The following is a 20,528-nucleotide window of genomic DNA, read 5'->3' on the forward strand; positions in this document are numbered from 1 at the left end:
AATGACAAATGGCATTTACAAAAGAAATCAAAGGTAAAACAGTAATCTTCGCAAAGAGCGCAAAGTTCTTCAATGTGCTAAATAAAATTTTTACGTTATCAGTAGAGCGTGACATGGACGGCCAGAGAATGGCCATGCAGATGCCTGGGGCTGATATGGCCATTGAGCAGTTTAAAGGATTGTTTGAAGCAGAAAAAGAAGTGGAACGAGAAACACTTGAGTATCACTTGGGCATGGTCGGCTATGCCTTGCAATTCAAGATGGACCGAGACGAGTTTTTTGACTGGTTGGCAAATCTGGATAATTCCGATCTGGTTGAATTTGCCAAAAAGGTAAAAGAAGAACTAGACACAAAAAAGTTGATCAGTCTGTAAGGAAAACTGACGAGGCACGATTGTTCATTAATTCAATCGTGCCTGTTTTTCTAGGTGATTGCCTACTGGATGACGAGGACGAGGTGGCTGAGTATCTAAGTGTGGTCACAGGGTACAGCTATGAAGAAATCATAAGCGCTGACGAATTATTTATAAAACGTCTAAACGCCAGGCTATTAACCTTGAATTTTAAAGAGCGCACTCACATAGCCACCCAGTCTTTATTGACAGCTATAGCAGACAAAAAACGAGCAGGGAAAAAGTCGAAGCCATTCAGCATTGAAGAATTACTGGAATTTCAAGGAATTAATCGAACGGACTTCGCAGCAAGTAAAAAGCTTTATGACCAGCTGACCATTGATGTTGCCGAGGAAAAGCAACTGGAGCAGGAAAAAATAAAGAAAATAGAAAAAAAGAATACTGTGAAAGCTTCGTTAAAAGAAAGGCTGGCGATCTGGCGTGGATTGGATAAGCGCACTAAACGCTGAACGTGATGCACTCTATGACAAAGTACATGACAGCTTAGAAGTACAGCTGGAGAATGCCATTACAATATCGCCTGTTGACACTGGAGAATTGAAACGAAGTTGGAAATTAAACAGGAATAGCAAGAACTCATGGACCGTCAAGAACACATGTGATCACGCTATTTTCCAAGAGTTCGGCACATACAAACAGGCTGGCCGTGAAATGTGGGGGTTACGCAGTGGCCGCTGGACTGTTGAAGTGATCGGACGTATAAGGTAGGTGATAGATAAATGGCTTCTCAAGGTCAATTAGAATTAGAAATAACTGCCAATGGTTCCGAACTGGATGGCATTGAGCGGCAAATGCTGAATATGATGCAAGCTGCTGCCAAAGGTATGAATATAAAAGCGGATGGTTCCGGAGCCATGGGTGTAATAAACAAGCTTGATGGTGCCTTAACGAGTATGGCCAAAACCGCTGCCAGTATTACCTTTAAGGGCTTGATTGCTACTGGAGCAGCTGCCGTTGGTGGATTAGTGGCCGGCGTAAAAGCTGCAGGGGACCTGGAGCAATCTGTGGGCGGGGTTGAAAAGATTTTCGGAGACATTGCCAGTCAAGACGTGATGGCCAATGCACGGCGATCCTTTGAAACTGCCGGCACAAGCATGAACCAATACTTAGAAACAGCAACAAGTTTTGCCCCTAAACTATTAAAGGATTTAGGCGGAAATGCTACAAAGGCAGGGGAGCAAGTAGACAAAGCCATGATTCAGATGGCGGATAACAGCAATACATTTGGTACAGCATTAAGCGATATTGAACACGCATACCAGGGGTTTTCTAAAGGGAATTTTACAATGTTGGATAACCTAAAACTTGGTTATGGTGGTACACAAGAAGAAATGAAAAAGCTTCTTAAAGATGCCCAGGCTATTTCAGGTATTGAGTACAATATTGACAATCTATCAGATATCACCGATGCCATTGGAATCATTCAAGACGGATTGAATATAACCGGCACAACAGCCAAGGAAGCTGCAACAACTCTAAATGGTAGTTTTACGATGATGAGTAAATCATTTCAGAATTTCCTGGCCACTGGTGAGGGAATCGATGACGTGGTGGATAGCATGCTGAACTTTGGCGGTATCGCTATGAAAATGGCTGCAGAGTTGGCACCAAAGCTGGCCAAAGGGTTGATGAAGGCCTTTGATACGATTAAGCCTATGATTCCAGGTTTACTTGAGGATGCCTTGGGAAGCTTGGCCGGTGTTGCTGATAACATTTTCGGAACGAACTTTTTTAGTTCAATTCCAAAGAATATCGAGAAGGCTGTGAGAGAAGGAGCTAAAATTTTAGATGGCCTTTTCGGGACAGACTTCAGCAGCAAGTTTGGTGACTTTAAATTGAAGATGCCAGATTTTGATACTTTAATCAATGGTGCAAAAAAAGTTGGCTTGGCATTTGTGGCCATGTTTGCAGTCGTTAAGGGCTTGAAATTTGCATCGGTAATCAAAGGGATGGGCAACCCATTAAAAGGCTTAGGAAGTCAAGCAACGTCAACAGGCAGTGCCATTTCAGGTGCATTCAGAGGGGCGTTCAATATTCAGGCAGCTGCAGGGTTCGCCATAGTCATTGCAACAGTGACGGTGGCCATTATTGCCCTAGCAGCAGCAAAGGATCTAGTCATTCCATTTCTTGAAGGTCTGGCCGGGGTTATCGTTAAATTAGCAGGCGTGTTTCCTGTGCTGGCCACAGCATTATCCAATTTGTCGCCTTTGGTGGTAGCTTTTGGTGAAATGTTCGCTATCGTGATTGCTGCCTTAGCAGATGCAGCCGCAACATTGATTCCAGTTTTGACTGAGGCATTCACTCAGATCGTGCCGGTCCTGACTGAAGCATTTACGCAGATCACAACCGTAGTCACAGAAGCGGCAGCCGTATTGATTCCAATAATCACTGAGGCTTTTTCTACAATCGTGCCGATCATTACGGAGGCATTCGCAACCTTAATTCCAATTGTGGCCGATGCTTTTGCTACAATCATGCCGTATATCACGGAATTTGCTGCAGTTGTTTTGCCTATTTTAACGGATGCTTTCACACAGATTGTTCAAATTGTTGCAGATGCAATGGTTCAAATTAGTGCCGCTCTAGGTGACAACTTTGTTCAGATCATTCAAATAGTAGCAGATGGAGCTGTTCAATTAGTCGAAGCCTTTCAACCAATCGGCGATAACATTCAGGCCATTATCGAATCCCTGGCACCTGTGATCGAATCATTGGGAAATAATATCCAGGCAATAGTTGAAGTCATTGCCCCGGTGATCTCAGAGATCATTGAGTTATTCCAGAATTTATTGGATGAAATTACACCAATTTTAGAGGGGATAGGTGATGTAATCGAGGAAATCGGCGATGCAATTGTGGCAGTCGTTGACAGCATTTCTGGTGGTATTTCAGGGATTTTGGACAGTATTGCAGGTATCTTTGAATCAATGGGAACTGCAGCGCTGAATGCCGGAAAAGGTATTGAAAAAATGGCCGATGGTATTGCAACCCTAGTTGGGTTAAAACTGGGTGATCTAATTGGAACCCTTGCTGCAGTCGGGGATGCTATGGCTGATTTTGCAGCCCATTCAGATGCTATGGCCGAACTGGGCGGCGGAATGAAAAAGGTTGCTGATTCAATCACGACCATTCAAACAGCAGCCGCAGGGTTAGGCACCAGCATGCTTGTAGTGATGGCCTCCTTCACAGGAATCGTTGGCATTGTACCTTCAATCACTTCAGCACTCACTGAGCTAAAAACTCAGGTGGAAACAGCAGCGCCGGCATTCACTACTTTTGCAGAAACGGCCCTGTCTTCAATGGCAACATTGATGGGTATTTCTGTATTTACCAGCGCCGCAGTCTCAGCATTTACCAGCTTGGGTGAAGGTATTTCAGCAAGTACAATTGCTTTTGCAGCCTTTACTTTAATATTAACAACAGTAAGCACCAACCTAACAAATGTGACTACAGCATTGACCACACTCAGAACAGGTTTTACCAGTCTGATCACTTCGTTGGGAAATTTAGTATCAATCCTTTCAAGTACGATAAGTATGTTCAATATTTTGGTTGATTCAATGTCAAGTCTGAATAGTTGGCTTATAAATGTTATGAGCAACCTGAGTTCCTTAACTGCTGCGGCTATTGCTTCAATGGCAATGATGGCTGGTATGTCAGTATTTACCAATATGGCGGTCCAAGCATTTGCGGAATTGTCACAAGGGCTTTTGGCCAATACTGTTGGATTTACTGTACTAATGGGCATTCTAGCTGCGACAACAAGCAGTGTGATCAATTTCAATACAGTATTAAGCACATTAGGCTCAACTATTTCTCATGTCATTTCAATGCTGGGCAGCTTGGTATCTATGTTCTCAAGCACAATAAGCATTGTCGGATCTTTAGTTAGTGCCTTGTCTAACCTCATTCACTTTATTGGAATAACCAAAAATAGGATTGAGGAATTGGCCAACAGCTTCAGAAGTGCGATGACTTCCATGCTGGCCATTACAGTTTCAGCAACACAAATGATTATCGCTGCATTCAGGGTGATGGCCACAGCTGTTGTTGCAATTGTTCGGGATATGATCAGCCAAATTCAAGCCCTGTTGAGCAGCTTGCCAGGTATTATCAGTGCAGCCTTAGCAGCAAGCGTGGGTGTGGTCAATGGCTATCAAGGTGCATTCAGAAGTGCCGGGGCCAGTTTAGGTGCTGCCATTGCTTCTGGAATTGCTTCAAGTGTCGGCTCGATCATGTCAGTTATCGATCAGATCGCAAGCCAGGCAAGCTCAAGAATTGCCTCAGCTGTGGCAGGGGCTAAAGCTCAGGCCAACGCCAGCGGGTTAGCTTACGGATCATACACTGATAGCATGCTTGTCTATGCTGGTATTGATAACAATCTGGCCACTTCACCAGTGAATATCATGAGTGCCAACCAAACAAGCAGCCGAGTTGAAACGTCTAACAATGTCAATGTGGATGTATCAGGAACATTTGAAACGAGCAGCCAGCCGGTGATCCTTCAATTGGATGGCCAAACGATTGCACAAGCGATTTTCAAACCGCTTATAAAATTGATGAATAAAGCGAAAACACGGAGGTAATGAAAAATGGACTATTCGCAGACACAACCCAAGATCAACCAGCGATACCATGTTCAATATACCGGCTTATCATTTCTTGAGAATGACATGATCTTTTTGAAACGAGGGGCAGACCTAGCCCCTCAGCGTTATGATCTGGAAAATAAAACAACCGGCATTGTGAAAAATCGTTGGTTGGTGTCTAAAGATAATTACGGGGAATTTGAAAGCTTTGAGCATTCCTTTAACAAATGGCTGGGTACTTTAAATACAGGCTGGTATGCTCACAGTTCAAAAGAAACCTACGATATTCACGATGATCTGCGGCGTGTGCTGACCTTCGCAGGAGTTGAAGAACGGTTGAGCCGTCACAACGATGTGAACAGCACAGGGGGAGCCTACAGCTCGTTAGCTCGTGGCGGTGATGCAGAAAGGGAAATCACCTATAAATACCGCTTAAACATGAATATCCTGATCGAGTACATGGAATACATTACTTATAATCTATCGTGGCAAACGGAGAAGATAAGCGATGATGTGGACTGGATCGATGACAATATAAATAAATTGAATGCAGCCAAGTTTCTTCGCTGGCAGCTCAATCGCTATTTTGAAATCATGAAGCAGGATATCTGGAATAAGTACGCTGGAAATACGACAGATTTTATTACCACTGAATTTGATGACGTTGTTTCTACAGCGGACAATTACGGGATAATGTTCTTCCTAGAGCATGAAACGTCAGTGGATCGATTAATAAATAATTTTCCGAAGACAACAGCAGCTTATGATTCAACCGGCCTTTATGATCAATCGTATTATGACGATGGCCCGGAGAATGCAAACACTACAGGCTTTTATGATACAACGGACTATGACGGTTCAGATTATGACCTGGGGCCTGGTGTGATCGGTGACAAGGCCAATAAAGAACAGGGCTATGATTCGGCCAAGTATGATCAGAACGGCGATTTCTATGATTACTATAAAAAGAAGAATCCGGCCGATGTGTTCGATGATTCAAATAGCATGGATCCACTGGGTTCCGTCAATACTTCACTATGGTTTGCTCCGTTTGATATTTCTGAAATTAGTTTCACCGGCTATTCTGGTGAGGAAGAAATTTCTATCACGGTCAAAATCCCTGAAGGGGTGGCCTATAACAACGAGGCGGAAATTATTCAGCTAGGTACCAAAGGCAAGAAAAATGGTGCTGAAATGGACCTGGCCAGCCATGTGAATGAGTTCAAAACTTATCAAATTGATGGCCTTGTTCATAACGGGCTGCCGGAGGAACACATTGCTACTATTGTGATCCAAAACAATAGCCGCTTTAAAACGAATGCGAATAATAATCAGCTTTCGATTATTGGGACCGATAAATGGTTTGATCCAGGCAAGGTTGTGAATGGTCAGCCACAGGACACGTCAACACTTGGAAAGAATAATGTGCCCATGCTGGTTGGGTGTAATCTGATGTATCAACACTTGAATGTGTTCAATGGTGAATCTGGCCGGAATTTCATTACACCGACTATTTTTCATAAGAAGCTGCAGACAAGTGGGATTGGTTCATTGAATCGGGTTAAGTATCGGGGCCGAGGCTTTAAGATCAAGAACAACGTTAAGACCTCAACGCTGGGAACAATGACGGATCCGCCACCAATCAATCGGGCATTAGAATGGTTTGAAATCCATGGAGGATATGACAACACCGGACCATATAAAAATGTAATCTTAGGGGGTACACCTGGAGCAACCGGGTATGGGGGTATTCCGATGACTCAAGCCCATAACAATAATGTGGGGTATGGTGCAGGCTTTGAAGTGAATAACAATATTCTGACCATTCGGCTGAACTTAGTTGGCTATGCAGTTGATGAAGCTGGTAACTATAATCCGGATATGTATTATGTTCATTTTGGTGGCCCGTACGTTTATAAGGTGAAACTGGAATGGCGCTTGAATAATGGGACTTATACAACCTGGCTTGATGAAGCAATTTTTTCTCATGATGCTTCACAGGATTGGGACCTGGCTTATCGTGGTACATGGCTGAGAACGGCACAAAATAGCCAGTGGTCAAGGGGTGGCATTACAGTGCCAAACGATGCTAACCGTATCAGAATGACGATCTACGGCGAAAATGCCACAATGGTTTCCAGTGCTGAGTATGATGTGACTGGCTACCGGCCACCGGAAAAGGTTCCACTTTCCATTGATTTATCTGATTACGATATTACACTGGGCATTGTAGCAAGGGAGATAAGACACCTATGATTTTTATGAATAGATACGATAAATTTCAACCGCTATGGGCCATTGATGAAACGGAGCTGGATGTGTTCGATTTATCCATTGATGGCTGGAATAGTGAGATCCACATTGTCAGTCGTGAAATGATTGGAAAATACAGGTATGTGGCAGTGAATAATCGTTTATATGCCATTACCAGCTACGCTCAAGACGTTACGGGTACAGATATGACAGCCCGTGACGTGTTGGGAAAGCTGATGGAGGATATCAACCTAAAGCCTGGCACTTACAACCTTATGCAGCTGGTGAAACTTGCCAATGATTCTGTGGAAGTGACCACGAACGGCAACAAGCTGCCTTCTATTGAAATTGAAGAAAACGACAACATGACAGCCCGTGATGCCATGGATAGCTTGCTGGCCGGTGCCAACGTTGTTTCCATCGTGGAAACGATCTTTAATACACACGGCTTTAATGGGGCTATGGATGTGTACTATGCAAAAATTGAACTATTCAGCATTACATGGAACTCTTACGCTGTGGCAGATAAAGCCATTGCAATGATCGAGTACGGCAATAAGACGGACACCAACCCACAATATGATACTTCAAAGCGAATTGTGCAGGTGATCGGCAGTATTGATGCTAAATCAACACTGAAATCGTGGCGCACCAGAATGTCAGCTGCCGACTATGATGCTTTGATTCTTTATATCGATGGTGCCGACAATGCAATAAATGATGACCAGGCAAGCACCATTTTAATGAAGGCGATGGAGTTCAAACGGGGACCGTTTCAAACGGCCAGAGGATCGGCGGAAATAATCAACAGCAAGGGAATAGATGACGGGCTGCGTTTCAAGCTGGATGATATAAACTTTTCTGATTACAACAGCACACGGACCAGAATTATCAATAATGTTCTAAGTCAGTATAATGGCTATACCGTTGGCAACTTGGCCGTGCTTCCTGAGCCACGTGCACAGTTCATTATTGGCGTAAATGGGGAAGAGCTTTATGTTCCATACTCTTATACGATCAACTGCAAAACCTTTATCATTAACAACGCCGATTTTGTTCTGGCCAACACACTGGAGGAATTTGCCGATGAATAGAACTGAAGCCATTGAAAATGCTAAACGGTACTGGATCCAAAAAGGCTTTGACATTTCAAAGGTTCAGATTATCGTGAAGCAATCACGGCCATGGTGTAAGCCTGTTGTGGGCTACCAGAAGGGTTCCACGGTCGTTGTGTATGAAGACAAGGCAAAAGAGTATCACGTGGCCTTAGATGTGGTTATAGCCCATGAGATTGGCCATTATTTAGGATTTAGACACTATGACACTAACCACCCTATCATGAGGGGCAGAGCACAAGAACTTGGAGGAATGACATTATGAAAACAACTATTGAGAAGATCAAAGAATTTGATGGAGCTTTACGAACAGCCAACGGCAAAAAGGTCGCTATAAATGAATCACACTATAATAGTAAATGGTTCACTGAGGATGACAAAACCATTGTTGTTTACGTTCAATTTTTGGAACGAGTAGAGGCCACTGCTGAATTTGCTTTGAATTGGTTATCAGAGAATACAGCAAAAGTTGAAGACATGGCCAAAGCTTATATAAGCGATTCTGAGGACGTTCCGGCGGAGGTTGAAGAATCTTCCGAAGCAGCGACCGAAACGGCTGAGAGTGCGAAAAATCTGGATAATATGAAGTACAATGAACTGCTAAAGCTTTCTAAGGAATTGGGCTTGAAATTTGATGCTACACCTAAACAACCCAAGTTATTGAAAGCTGTAAAGGAGGCATTAAAAAATGCCTAACTTTGAAACGATGATCAAATGGATGGCCGACCGTGTGGGTAATGTGACATACTCACAGAACCAGCGACTAGGGCCTTACAGCTATGATTGCAGTTCTGCTGTATACTTTGCTTTAAGAACTGGCGGCTTCCTTGCAGGCAATAAGATGGGCAACACGGATTCATTGTTTAACGACCTGGAAGCTGCGGGCTGGAAACAGGTGCCACTGGTCAATGGCTATTATGCTGTGAAGCGTGGAGACATTTTCATTTGGGGGATCAGGGGGGCTTCCGGTGGTGACTTTGGCCACACAGGTATTTTTCTGAATGAAAAAGATCAAATGATTCATTGCAATTTTGGCTATAATGGAATCACGATCAACGACCATGACACGATCTGGAGTTATAACGGCAAGCCAAACGTAACTGTGTACAGATACAGTGGCCAAACGTCCGGCAACGGATCCGGATCCAACGAATCAAATACAAACAACGGCGGCAACGTAGTGGAAACACCGAAAGGCGAGTGGCTTGCAGAATCGGCAACATTCTACCCAAACACTACAATAAACCTTCGTACTGCAGCCAGCACTGGGGCCTCTATCATTGCGAAAATAACGCCTGGCCAGTCAATAAAGTATGATGCCTATAAGGTTGATTCAAACGGCCATGTGTGGATTAGACAACCGAGAGCAAACGGAACCTATGGCTATTTGGCTACAGGGACAACGGCCAATGGTAAGCGCAACGGTACGCCGTGGGGAACATTTAAATAGAAAAAGTGACCTGTCTATAATAGGACGGGTCACTTTTGTTTCAAGGCTTTTATGGCTTCTTTTGTCACTAAATACTCTCTACCAATTTTACGAACAGAACCGGGCGGAAAACGATCTGGATATTTTGCGTATAGCTGTCTTATATAGCTTTTTTCTTTTCCCAGTATTTCCGCCGCTTCTGCCGCTGAATAAATTTCTAATTTATCCAGATCAATTTTATCGGTTGCCACACTTTGACCTCCTACAATAATTTTTCTACTATGAAGAGTATAACAGTAACTACTACCAGCACGATAGTAGCAACCGTTAATTTTTCGCCAGTTGATTGCTTCATAATTAATGACCTCCTTAATGTGTGTGTACAGCTTTAAGTACATGATCCGCTGTTTGCCTGTTTACATATACCTCAAACTCTTCATCGTTACAAATAATAAAAGCTATGCGACGGATCCGAATTTCATTTTTACTATATTCCTTTGTTGCATAAATTACATGTTTAGCTTGTTCATTTTTAAGAATTTGTACCGCTGCAGCTCTTAATTCCTTCATACAGTCAGCCATTTGTTTAGGTGTGACAGTTTCCCATCCAGTTGTATAGTCTAAAATTCGATATTTTGTCATTTTCTTTTCCTCCTGTTGTTTGATATAATAAGAGGGAAGGGAGGGCTTTCGCCCTATTCCCTATGGTTGTGAGAGAAGTTTTTCAAGCATTTCAATTAGTTTTGTAATTAAGTTAATCAGTGCAATGATTAAATTAATTATTATCAGAACTGATTGGCGTTTGTTGAGCTTCTCTTCTTTACGTTTTTCCTTACGCCCCATGTCTTACCTCCTTTCTATAATTATATTATACACGTTAACGTGTATAAAGTCAACACTTTTTAGAGAAAAAAGGGGCAGAAAAGGGGCAAAAATACCGTATGCTTACGGAATTATTGAAAATGTTTTTGTCGTAAATGAGACAGAAACCCTTATTTAAAGCGGTTTTCAGTATCATGCAGTGGTATAATAAATAATCAGAACTGATGAACCGTATCATAAGTAGTGGATAAAACAGAATAAAAAAGTGCGAGACAATAATCAGTTTTTTACTGACTATTGTCCTGCACTTTTTTTTATGACATTTCAAATCACAATGGGACTGAGAAAGTATTTTTACTTTCATCTATTATTAGATACTATTTCTTTATGTTTTGAGAGGAGGAGGGGAGCTCCACGATATTTTTTCTGCTTTCTTAGCTGTTTTATAGTTAAATGGCGCTTAGTTTATTAGTTAGTGTTTCCCATTCCACAACTGAAGGAACGCTTGCGAATTTGAAGAATTTACAACTCAGATCATAAACAGACAAAGAAAAATTACATACGCAAAAGTCTATATCTAAACGCTCAATAAGATCATTATCAATTGGTTGATTGAAAATAAAAAGAGTTTCAGTTGTTTTAGGAACATATTTTTGCGCTTGATATTTGTAATAAGCTGTTTCAGCAGATGTGCCATTGAAGGCGAATAATACTTTTCTGCTCCTGTTGACTTTCGCCTTTGTTAGAGCAGTTAAGCTAACAGCTAAATCACTGATATAGTCGAAATCAGTCTGCTTTTTTAGAATCTTTATCCAGATACTATATGTATCCGGATATTTTTTTTGAATCATTGAATTAAAGCGAGGTTTGTTTTTGTGAAAAAGACCAGTTAATCCTTGCAAAGCATGCTCATTAACTAAAAAGGCCTTGATTATCGCTTTAAGCTCAACATTTAAGGCATAAGTTAAGTTGGATACTTTGAAAAAATCAGTAACAAGGTTCTCATATTTTTCCATCTCAATAAGAAAATCATTCGGCAAAAAATGACTTTTTGCATCATAAACAATAGTATCTAGGGAAAGTAAGAAGGAAAAAATAATTTCAGACTCACTAACTGCGAACATAACCGAAGGGGGGGACATCTTTTCTAATGCATTTCTAATGGTAAAGACAGCATGAAATGAAGCGTATTTATCGATTATTGATTTATCCAAATAGACTAATTTTTTTTGGCGAATTCTTTGTTCGCTAATAAAGAACCAGCAGATAAGTCTGTGGTAATTTACATTCAAGACTAAGCCATGTTTGTGCAGGAAGCTTCTTAAAAGATTGTAAAGATCAGACTGTTTTGCTTCTGGATAAACAGAACCGCTGTATTCAAGAGAATGTTCAAAAAAATGAAAGTAAAAATAGCGGATATTCACTTCGTTTCCTAAAATTTCTACTGGTGATAAATTTAGTGTCAGATCAAAGGGCTTTAAGACTTTTTTTAATAAAGAGAGGTGTTTTCTCAATGTAGATTCTGCCACAAAGAATTTTTCAGATAAATATTCTATTGGTTCACACTCTCCGTAAAATGTATCCTCTACTATAGTGAACAGCATATTTCCTTTGATTTGTTCATCGATAAACTTAGAGATGGGCTCCCGACTTTTCAATGGATTAAGTGAAAGTGCTGCGTTTTCCTGATAGATAGTATCGGGGAAATAATCACCTAATGTTTGAACATCTCTTCTAAGTGTTTTTAGAGAAACCTCACAAAAATCCGCTAATTCAGAAAGCGGGAGAGGAACTTCTGATTCCAATAAGTGAGTTAAAATAGTTACTTTTCTTTTGATTGATGCATCAGTAAGTAAATCATAACCAATTTCGTTCATAAAGAACGCCTCCTTTTTTATTTCTTTCTTAAAATCATAACAAAAAAAGCGCTGAAGAATTTTACATATGTTCCTGCGCTGTGGAAAAACGATAAAAATATATTTGTTTATATTAATTTTTTTGTTAAAAATAATTAAATTTTAATGATAAAATAACTATATTTATTTAAATAATAATATCGTATAAGGATTTATAAGTTGTCCTTTAGTTAGACAAAGGTCGTTTGAAAAAAATATATTAATATACTATCGTTTGATTATCAAAAATATTAAAAGGAGGTTCTGATTATTTATGTATAATTTGGCGATTTTTAATCCGAGCGACTATTCAAATTCATCATCCCCTAATCTGGAAGAGATCTGTTTTTATGAAGAAAGTCAGCTGTTGAAACATCTGAGTAAGATTCACGGCGTAGTCATCTACAGTTCGGCAGAAGAGAATCTTAATAACATATTGGAGCTTATTTTATCTATTAATAAGGAATCGACTATTCCTGTATGGGTAAGGTCAGCGACAGAGAGTGCCATTATAGGAAAAAGAGTTAATCTGGAACTAGGGGTTCTGGGAAACTTGGGTAGAGATATCTCTGACGAAGAGATGTTTGCAATTATTGAAAACACCTTCAATATGATTTACGGACAACCAACTAAGGTTTTAGAGCCCTCATCTTATGCAGACATCCAACTTAATGCTTTAAATTGTAGCATAAAAGTCCATGATAAGGCAGAAATACGACTTACCCGATTAGAGTATCGGATTGTTTCGTTACTGTTCACAAAAGTTAATCAGGCATTTACATATGAGGAAATTTATCAGCATGTCTGGGGAGATGATGAGGAAAGTTCCGATAAAAAATATAGAGTAGCTAATTTAGTTTTTCACATTCGCAATAAGTTAGTTAAGTATGGCTTAAATGCCGATTTATTGAGAACAGTTCGCTCGGTTGGTTACCTTCTGGACACAAAGGTTTATGAAACTGGACTAAAGGAGGTGATGGAGCTAACAAGCTAAGGCTAAAAAGATTTAATGGGAGGTAAAGTGAATGAGATGAATGAAAGAAAAAGGAAAAAACTAATTTACGTAAACCTATTTGTGGTTTTAGCACTATTTTTTGCAATGTTCAATGTGCTCTATAGTTCGAGTAGTAAACTGTTAGCGAAAACACCGTTGTCTCTTACTTTAGTTGAAGAGTCAGTCAATAAAGATCAGCCCTTTCACATTGATATTTCCGATCAACGCAGTGAGGCAGAACTTGAACAAGTCGTTGAAGTAGATTCATCTGTTGCAGTTGATGAAAACAAAGAGCTGACCGGTATGGTCAGAAGAGAGCTGCAGTTAACTCTTCCTCAAGGGATAAACTTTGATGAAACTACTGAAAAGGAAATGCTCAAAGAGAGCGGTCTGGCGGAATTTCCAGTGTTTCAATGGAATGAAGAGGAACGCACCTTAAGCATTATAATGTCATCTGCGCAAACTGAACTGCGAGTAGTACTAACTGCAGAAAGTGAGGGTGAATACACAGTTGTATTGAGTGATGGAAGCTCTGATTCAGAGCATCAGGAGCTTAAAATAAGTGTGAATACTGAACAAGAAGCAGCAGTTGAGTCAGTTGTTTCATTTGCAGAAGAGAACCTTGCATTAGCTGATTCTGATGGAGGAGAAGATTTATCTACTTACGATCCAAACACTGTTGCAAATGTTTCTAACTGGGAAGAATTTATTCGAGCATTAGGGAATGTAAATATCTCAGGAATAAACATTACGTCCAGTTTTGCGATTCCTTCTAATCCTAGACTTAATTTAACAAGTATTCTGACTGGAGGAGCAACATCAAACAATAGTGGTAGTGCTCAATATGTTTATATGGGTGTTTCTAATATTGGTCGAAAAGTAGTGATTGAAGGGAATAACAACCTTCTCGATTTCGGTGCAATTGCTTTATGTTTCTACAATACTACTGGTGCTTGGGATCTAACCTGGCAGAATATGACTGTTTATCATGGGAATTACTATGGTTATACAACTTTTAATGATTTAAGTACTGCTAATCAGCAGGCTTCTGCCATGCGTTACCATAATGTTACCAACTTTGGCAATCAGTTGATGCACTCACCACAAACAGATGTATATGTGTCAGGAAAAACATCCAATAATCAGATGGCTACCTACACAACGGAGTTTCGTACAAACTGGGCAATTAACGCAACAAATCAGATAAATCTTTACATTACAAATTTAACTGTTTTAGAAAATGCGGAGTTCCAAATGAGCTCTCTTCAAGGCGGAAATATTCATTTGATCGGATCAGGCTCATTAGTGATCGGGAAGAATGCCAAGATGATTGTAGATGGGGCTCAAAATGAATTGACTGGTGAAAGTGATGCGCAACAAACTAACCTTTGGATTCCAGGGGGAGGAAGTGTGACACTTCAAGAAGGTGCCCTCTTACAATTAACGCCTAAGCCGCAATATTCTGCTATAGGAATGAACGGTTCAGGAAGTAAAGTTTCTATTGGCAAAGGGGCGACACTTACGATTAATTCAAGTGGCCACACGAGTAATACAGACGGTACTAATAGAAACATCGTTCGATTGGGGGCGGGTGCAACGCTGGAAGTGGCGGAAGAAGGAACCTTGGATGTTCGTGCAACGGGTATGGGAACTTCTACGTCTAATCTGATTCACGTTCAAGGTGTTGCGACATTTAGAGTTGCTAAAAAAGGGAATTTCAATGCGATGAGTGACAGCACTGGTGCAGGTCATAGTTTGATTTATTTCTCATCTTCAGGTTCTACCTTCCAGTTTGCAGATGCAGAACGGGTGAATTTGGAGCGGACAAATCCGGTTACGAATGCAACAGCTACTAATAATGGCTTGATCAATATTGCAGGAAATGGCGGTACGCTAAATGTGGACATACAAAAAGTCAGCATGTGGCGAGCTGGTGATTTTAGCGATGAACCGACAATGAGTTGGACGCCAATGTATGGGATGCTTTTAACGTATAGCGGCTTTGCGCCGACGATTACATCAGTATCTTCATTGGAGCAAGCAAATATTGATAATTTTAGAAGTAACTTTACTACTCGAAATGTTCAAAGGGTCCTCTACGAATATATTCCAGACGTAGATGTGGTGATTACCAGCACTGCGACGGATGAGGTAGATTCATCGAATTCAGTCACAATCACTGGTGTCACAAATCCAGGTGCTTTTGTTCGGCTTTGGGATGTTCCGATCAACGAAACGGTAACTCCAGCAATAGACCCATCAAATGATACAGTTCCAAGCCCAGTGACTGCCGGCGGATCAGCTGAGTTTACGAATAATTTTACAGTACAAGCAGATAGCTCTGGTAACTTTAGCTACACTGTTCCATTGGGCAATCATTTTACTGCGGGTTCAACGATCCACGCCTATTCATTTTTAAATGGAAAATACGATGAGGCTACTCAAGTTGTATTGGATAAGACACCACCAACTGGAGAACCAAGAGATTTCTATGCTGGGATGGGAAATGAAGTGCCAAGTCCAAGTGTCTTCATACAAAATCCAACAGATACAAATCCATTGCCGCAAACGTTCTCCTATGAATATTCAGACAAAAATGATTTGGCTGCTTTAGAGACGATGATGAATCAGATTGGTACGCATACGGTTTATGTGAATTTGATGGATGATGCTGGAAATACAACAGAAATTGAAGCACGGTTGATCGTTCTGGAAACGTCACGGTCAATTACCGGAAGTGACTTTGAGGCCTCTTATTTGGATATTCGTGACTTGTCGGATCAAGAGCTAGAGCAATTTATTCTAGCGAATAGTAATCCTGAAGCATACAGTATTTTTGAAGGCGTCAAAATAGACCTCAGTTCATTTATTACCGTGTCTGATTTTGGGGGATTAAACAATTACAGCAATCTACAACCGAATACACCCTATACGGTGACTTTGACTGTTCCAGCAAATGATACAACGAGCTTGACAACACCGTTATCAACAACGATTCAAGTGGTTGTTATCAATATGAATGCTGTGTTAACGGTTCACTTTGAAGATGAAAGTAGGATGGCATTGTCTGGCTATACACTGACGATTGGTGAAGGTCAAGATATTGATACGCCATTGAATGTAGGGGATGTAATTGATTTAACCAGTGCTAAATTCCAAGTCGTTCAAGATCAACTAGCTGCATTAGAACTAGCCGGCTATGAAATCAGTCAACGACCTGAGAATGAAATGAGCCTAATGATTACAGAGACGGCACAGACGGTCACTTATACAGTGACTGGACAGCTATTCCTAAAATCCGCACCATTGACCGTTGATTTTGGGAAGATCATTTATAATGCGAAAGTGCAGCGAGTAGACAATCCGACGACAGATGGGGATTTAGTTGTCACAGATACTCGTGCAAACAAATCGGCTGGTTGGACGCTTTATGCTGCATTGACAACGAATATGAAAAATGATGCAACAGGTTCAGTAATGAATGAAGCCCTCTGGTATGTAGATAGTGCGGGTGATGAAATCTCATTAACATTGGATTCCGGAAATCAAGCAATTTATCGAAATACCTCTGGTGGTAACTTTGATGTTACTAGTACCTGGGGGGAGACCTCAGCAGAACCAGGCTTAAAACTAGTTGCAGATCCAACCAAAACCACTGTTTCAAGTATCGGTACGTATTCAGGCGTTGTAACTTGGACCATTATGGCTGGACAACCGTAGAAGGGAAGGGAAAAAATGAAAATAGAAAAAACTTTCTTATTGACTCTTGCCTTATTTCTGGTTGGAATGACAGGTTTTTCTTCCACTGTTTCGGCAACGACTGGTGCTGGAGGGCAAGTAAACAGTAAAGGACAAATTACTTTTTATGATGGAACAATCGAATCTTCGACAACTGAGCCTTCAACGAGTCTTCCACCGGAAGTTTCCAGTAGTACTGTTCCCATAACGCAAAAACCACAGGGTGGCGGAACCTATCCTAGTACAGGTGAAATGATCCGAAAATATAGCCTGATGGGATTTGGCCTAATCGCGGCTCTGCTCTTGATCTTCCTGTTTAATCGGAGAAAGAAGGAGGAGCAGTAAATATGAAGAAATACACACACTTCAAGCTTTCTTTAACACTTCTTCTTTTTGCGGGTACTTTTCTGGCTGCTAGTCAATCAGTGTATGCATCTAACCTTGATAGCAATGGTTCAGTGACAGTAGAGCGAAAGGAAACGAGTGAGTCAGCAGATCCGGAAAATCCTGGAGAAGAAGTAAATCCTGGAGAAGGTCCTTCTACCAAAGGGGATCTTAGAATTGATTTTGTTTCCAGTTTGAATTTTGCGTCAGCTGAAATTACAGCGACGAATCGTACCTACGATTCGCTTGCACAGCTATTTTACAGCGATACAGCAGCTCGCGGATATTATATCCAGATAAGTGATTTTCGTTCAGAAGCTTCTGGTTGGAATTTGACCCTGTCACAAGACAGCCAGTTTTCCAGTCCGATTATTCAGACCCTTGAAGATCGGAGTTTAAAAGGAGCGACCTTGTCCTTTGGCAATGGCTGGGCTAATTCCGCGGGGAATAGTCAGATGCCAGTTGTTAGTCGAGATACATTAGCGATTAATGAAATGAATACGGCTTATACAGTAGCAGTTGCCGGAAAAGCGCAAGGGAAAGGTGTCTGGACTATTGCATTCGGTGCATCTGGTGAAAATACGTCTAATCAGGAGAATACCTTGACCGCGTTAACAGATGAGCGAGGTAATTCGGTGATCGATCCAACATTCAATAAGCAAAGCTATAGTAATTCAGCAGTTTCATTGAGTGTGCCGGAAACCATCAAGATCTATCCGGTCCAATATACAACAACATTAACATGGAGCTTGGAAGCTGCACCAACAGAATAAAGCAGTAATTTTTCGTTTGACAAATTGGATTCGTCCATTTGTATATAAATCACACAAAATCTAGGAGGAACAAGAAATGAAATTAAGAAAATTATGTGCCATTGCTTTAGTAGGAACAATCGGAGTAGCAACAGTAGGGACTGTGTCTGCGAGCGCAGATCAATTATCATTAGATTCAAAAGGTACGGTTGAAGTAGAAGGCGGTATGATTGATCCAACAAAACCTGACAACATCACGGATGCAGAAAAACCAGATGGACCAGCTATTCCGCCAACAACACCGGGTGTTGAAACAAACCCGGATATTAAAGATAAAGGAATTATCGCAGTATCTCATTTAGATTTTGGTAAGATCCAAGTAAATACAACTTCTGCTTATGCTGCACCTCTAACACTTGAGGATGGTGCCGGCACACGTGGGAACATTGTTTCATTTGGTGATGTAACGGGTAATTATACGGGGTATACCGTTACTGGTGAATTGACAAGTCAATTTACTAACACGACAACAACACTTGACGGGGCTTCAATCACTTATACAAACCCATTATTGGATACTTCTGGAACAGGTACTATTGCAGCAGCAGTACCAACATCAGTTGTACTGAGTACTGATGGAGGGGTACAAACCTTTGTGACTGCAGCAGCAGGTGAAGGTAGTGGACTGTGGACATTAGAGTTTGGTCAAAGTTCAATCTATGAAGGGCCAACTGCTGGAACAGATGCAAACTCTGTTGAGTTGAGTATTCCAACAAGTGTTGCTTCTGCAATGACAACAGGAATGTATACAGCTACAGTTACTTGGACTTTGGGGGCACTTGCATAATCAAGCAAGTTATGCGTTATAAGGGGTAAGCTGGTAATTTTTACCAGCTTACTTTCTTCTTTTAGTTAGCGATTACATATGTATAAAGGCTATATATAGAACATATTAACTATAAATAAAAAAAATAATGAGGTTGATTTTATGAGACAAGAGGTTGAAAAAAAACAGAAAAATAATTTTTTTAAGGTGTTCACCTGTTTCTTCTTACTGTACTTATCAGTAGTAGGAGCGAACATAGTTGCATGGGGGGCAGAAGAGAATACAGACGATGATTCGGTTTCAGTAGCCGGTTTTACTTATACACTTGAGTTTCCTGAAAATCAGATGGATGCAACATTGGGTTACTATCAGTTAATGATGGAACCAAGTCAACAACAGACACTCTCTATCATTCTTAGCAACCCCAGTTCAGAACCAATTACGGTCAATTTGGCTCTAAATGGAGCAAAAACCAATAAAACAGGGGTTATTGAATATACGAATAGCGAGATTGAAAATGATGCCTCACTGGCTTTTCCGTTTGAAGAGTTGGTCACAGGTCCTGAGTCTGTTGAGCTGGCTGCCGGAGAAACAAAACAGATAGAGCTAAGCATCAAGATGCCGGATACTGGATTTGATGGGGTTATTGCTGGGGGTCTACAGCTGATGAAAGCAGGACAAACAGAAAATGCAAGTCCTAGCGGGGGCTCTAATGTGATTAATCAGTACGCCTACGTTGTTTCTATCTTACTACAGGAGAATGGAGCAGAGCTAAGTCCTGACTTGCAATTCAATCGTGCCTACGGCGGACAATTAAATTACCGAAACTCCGTGTATGTAAATTTTTCGAATGTCATTGCAGCCTATTTGAATGACCTGACCGTTGAAGCACAGGTGATGAAAAAAGACAGTAATACGGTCCTTTATGAAGCAAAGAAAACCTCGATGCGGATGGCACCTAATTCCTTTATGGACTTTCCAATTAGTATGAACGGAGATCGCATGGAAGCAGGAACGTATACAGTACGCGTCTTAGCTACTTCTGGCGATCAACGTTGGGAATGGACAGAGGATTTTGAAATTTCAGATGAAGAGGCTCAACAGTACAATGAGCGGGATGTCGGCTTGACACAAGATACAGGAATTAACTGGTTGTTTATCGCATTGATTGTTGGGGCTTTTGTTGTGGTAGCTGCGGGTATCTTCTTGTTTATTACACTTTCTCGTAAAAGGAAAAAAGGACAGAAACAGAAGCAACGTCCAAAGAATAATAGCAATGGAACCGTTAAGAAGAAAAGACTTTAAAAAAGATTAGGAG

The 20,528-nt window shown here is 41.0% G+C and carries 19 protein-coding genes; 15 read left to right on the forward strand and 4 right to left on the reverse strand.

The window, feature by feature from the left end:
* Positions 1-8: 8 nt before the first annotated feature.
* The 9 genes from A5888_RS14750 to A5888_RS14785 are packed head-to-tail and all read left to right on the forward strand — an operon-like array spanning position 9 to position 9,820.
* A complete protein-coding gene (locus A5888_RS14750) occupies positions 9-374 on the forward strand; it encodes a hypothetical protein (protein ID WP_086348785.1) in 366 nt (121 codons plus the stop codon).
* Positions 375-394: 20 nt separating this feature from the next.
* On the forward strand, positions 395-862 hold the full coding sequence (locus A5888_RS14755) for a hypothetical protein (RefSeq protein WP_086348786.1): 468 nt from the start codon (positions 395-397) through the stop codon (positions 860-862).
* Entirely contained in the window at positions 834-1,121 is a 288-nt protein-coding gene (locus A5888_RS21505) for an HK97 gp10 family phage protein (protein WP_086348787.1), read from the forward strand. Before A5888_RS14755 ends, A5888_RS21505 begins: the two co-directional genes overlap by 29 nt.
* Before the next feature lie 11 nt (positions 1,122-1,132).
* Positions 1,133-4,999: a hypothetical protein gene (locus A5888_RS14760; RefSeq protein WP_086348788.1), complete on the forward strand. Its 3,867-nt coding sequence runs from the start codon at positions 1,133-1,135 to the stop codon at positions 4,997-4,999.
* Positions 5,000-5,005: 6 nt separating this feature from the next.
* A complete protein-coding gene (locus A5888_RS14765; protein WP_086348789.1) occupies positions 5,006-7,258 on the forward strand; it encodes a hypothetical protein in 2,253 nt (750 codons plus the stop codon).
* The gene (locus tag A5888_RS14770; protein ID WP_086348790.1) at positions 7,255-8,349 is read left to right on the forward strand and encodes a hypothetical protein; all 1,095 of its coding nucleotides are present in this window, start codon (positions 7,255-7,257) and stop codon (positions 8,347-8,349) included. Before A5888_RS14765 ends, A5888_RS14770 begins: the two co-directional genes overlap by 4 nt.
* Entirely contained in the window at positions 8,342-8,635 is a 294-nt protein-coding gene (locus A5888_RS14775) for a matrixin family metalloprotease (RefSeq protein ID WP_086348791.1), read from the forward strand. Before A5888_RS14770 ends, A5888_RS14775 begins: the two co-directional genes overlap by 8 nt.
* Positions 8,632-9,066: a hypothetical protein gene (locus A5888_RS14780; protein WP_086348792.1), complete on the forward strand. Its 435-nt coding sequence runs from the start codon at positions 8,632-8,634 to the stop codon at positions 9,064-9,066. Before A5888_RS14775 ends, A5888_RS14780 begins: the two co-directional genes overlap by 4 nt.
* Positions 9,059-9,820 (forward strand): peptidoglycan amidohydrolase family protein, encoded by a 762-nt coding sequence (locus A5888_RS14785; protein WP_086348793.1) that lies wholly within the window; start codon positions 9,059-9,061, stop codon positions 9,818-9,820. Before A5888_RS14780 ends, A5888_RS14785 begins: the two co-directional genes overlap by 8 nt.
* 29 nt (positions 9,821-9,849) lie before the next feature.
* On the opposite strand, the gene A5888_RS14790 is transcribed toward A5888_RS14785, so the two are convergent.
* The 4 genes from A5888_RS14790 to A5888_RS14805 all read right to left on the reverse strand — a co-directional run bounded on the left by A5888_RS14790 (position 9,850) and on the right by A5888_RS14805 (position 12,498).
* Positions 9,850-10,050 carry a helix-turn-helix domain-containing protein gene (locus tag A5888_RS14790; protein WP_249274460.1) on the reverse strand — a complete coding sequence of 67 codons (201 nt, stop codon included), beginning with the start codon at positions 10,048-10,050 and terminating at the stop codon, positions 9,850-9,852.
* A 118-nt stretch (positions 10,051-10,168) separates the two neighbouring features.
* Positions 10,169-10,441, reverse strand: a complete 273-nt coding sequence (locus tag A5888_RS14795; protein WP_086348794.1) for a hypothetical protein — start codon at positions 10,439-10,441, stop codon at positions 10,169-10,171.
* A 60-nt stretch (positions 10,442-10,501) separates the two neighbouring features.
* Positions 10,502-10,642, reverse strand: a complete 141-nt coding sequence (locus tag A5888_RS14800; protein ID WP_170924749.1) for a hypothetical protein — start codon at positions 10,640-10,642, stop codon at positions 10,502-10,504.
* A gap of 428 nt (positions 10,643-11,070) precedes the next feature.
* Positions 11,071-12,498: a helix-turn-helix domain-containing protein gene (locus A5888_RS14805; protein WP_170924750.1), complete on the reverse strand. Its 1,428-nt coding sequence runs from the start codon at positions 12,496-12,498 to the stop codon at positions 11,071-11,073.
* Positions 12,499-12,790: 292 nt separating this feature from the next.
* Between A5888_RS14805 and A5888_RS14810 the strand changes: the two genes are divergently transcribed.
* The 6 genes from A5888_RS14810 (at position 12,791) to A5888_RS14835 (ending at position 20,515) form a co-directional block, all read left to right on the forward strand.
* On the forward strand, positions 12,791-13,510 hold the full coding sequence (locus tag A5888_RS14810; protein WP_339101665.1) for a winged helix-turn-helix domain-containing protein: 720 nt from the start codon (positions 12,791-12,793) through the stop codon (positions 13,508-13,510).
* A gap of 36 nt (positions 13,511-13,546) precedes the next feature.
* The gene (locus tag A5888_RS14815; RefSeq protein WP_139843842.1) at positions 13,547-17,230 is read left to right on the forward strand and encodes a pectate lyase-like adhesive domain-containing protein; all 3,684 of its coding nucleotides are present in this window, start codon (positions 13,547-13,549) and stop codon (positions 17,228-17,230) included.
* A 15-nt stretch (positions 17,231-17,245) separates the two neighbouring features.
* Entirely contained in the window at positions 17,246-17,593 is a 348-nt protein-coding gene (locus A5888_RS14820) for an LPXTG cell wall anchor domain-containing protein (protein WP_086348798.1), read from the forward strand.
* Positions 17,594-17,595: 2 nt separating this feature from the next.
* Complete coding sequence (locus A5888_RS14825; protein ID WP_086348799.1) at positions 17,596-18,405, forward strand: WxL domain-containing protein; 810 nt, start codon at positions 17,596-17,598, stop codon at positions 18,403-18,405.
* A gap of 76 nt (positions 18,406-18,481) precedes the next feature.
* Positions 18,482-19,231 carry a WxL domain-containing protein gene (locus A5888_RS14830; RefSeq protein WP_086348800.1) on the forward strand — a complete coding sequence of 250 codons (750 nt, stop codon included), beginning with the start codon at positions 18,482-18,484 and terminating at the stop codon, positions 19,229-19,231.
* 141 nt (positions 19,232-19,372) lie between these two features.
* Entirely contained in the window at positions 19,373-20,515 is a 1,143-nt protein-coding gene (locus A5888_RS14835; protein ID WP_339101666.1) for a DUF916 and DUF3324 domain-containing protein, read from the forward strand.
* Positions 20,516-20,528: the final 13 nt, after the last annotated feature.

It is taken from the genome of Enterococcus sp. 9E7_DIV0242, assembly GCF_002140975.2.
GTDB classification, from domain to species: domain Bacteria; phylum Bacillota; class Bacilli; order Lactobacillales; family Enterococcaceae; genus Enterococcus_L; species Enterococcus_L clewellii.

Excerpts from the sequence above, each read along its gene's own strand:
- A5888_RS14750 (WP_086348785.1), top strand. The coding sequence starts at position 9 with ATGGCATTTACAAAAGAAATCAAAGGTAAAACAGTAATCTTCGCAAAG.
- A5888_RS14760 (WP_086348788.1), top strand. The coding sequence starts at position 1,133 with ATGGCTTCTCAAGGTCAATTAGAATTAGAAATAACTGCCAATGGTTCC.
- A5888_RS14765 (WP_086348789.1), top strand. The coding sequence starts at position 5,006 with ATGGACTATTCGCAGACACAACCCAAGATCAACCAGCGATACCATGTT.
- A5888_RS14770 (WP_086348790.1), top strand. The coding sequence starts at position 7,255 with ATGATTTTTATGAATAGATACGATAAATTTCAACCGCTATGGGCCATT.
- A5888_RS14775 (WP_086348791.1), top strand. The coding sequence starts at position 8,342 with ATGAATAGAACTGAAGCCATTGAAAATGCTAAACGGTACTGGATCCAA.
- A5888_RS14780 (WP_086348792.1), top strand. The coding sequence starts at position 8,632 with ATGAAAACAACTATTGAGAAGATCAAAGAATTTGATGGAGCTTTACGA.
- A5888_RS14785 (WP_086348793.1), top strand. The coding sequence starts at position 9,059 with ATGCCTAACTTTGAAACGATGATCAAATGGATGGCCGACCGTGTGGGT.
- A5888_RS14795 (WP_086348794.1), bottom strand. The coding sequence starts at position 10,441 with ATGACAAAATATCGAATTTTAGACTATACAACTGGATGGGAAACTGTC.
- A5888_RS14800 (WP_170924749.1), bottom strand. The coding sequence starts at position 10,642 with ATGGGGCGTAAGGAAAAACGTAAAGAAGAGAAGCTCAACAAACGCCAA.
- A5888_RS14805 (WP_170924750.1), bottom strand. The coding sequence starts at position 12,498 with ATGAACGAAATTGGTTATGATTTACTTACTGATGCATCAATCAAAAGA.
- A5888_RS14810 (WP_339101665.1), top strand. The coding sequence starts at position 12,791 with ATGTATAATTTGGCGATTTTTAATCCGAGCGACTATTCAAATTCATCA.
- A5888_RS14815 (WP_139843842.1), top strand. The coding sequence starts at position 13,547 with ATGAATGAAAGAAAAAGGAAAAAACTAATTTACGTAAACCTATTTGTG.
- A5888_RS14820 (WP_086348798.1), top strand. The coding sequence starts at position 17,246 with ATGAAAATAGAAAAAACTTTCTTATTGACTCTTGCCTTATTTCTGGTT.
- A5888_RS14825 (WP_086348799.1), top strand. The coding sequence starts at position 17,596 with ATGAAGAAATACACACACTTCAAGCTTTCTTTAACACTTCTTCTTTTT.
- A5888_RS14830 (WP_086348800.1), top strand. The coding sequence starts at position 18,482 with ATGAAATTAAGAAAATTATGTGCCATTGCTTTAGTAGGAACAATCGGA.
- A5888_RS14835 (WP_339101666.1), top strand. The coding sequence starts at position 19,373 with ATGAGACAAGAGGTTGAAAAAAAACAGAAAAATAATTTTTTTAAGGTG.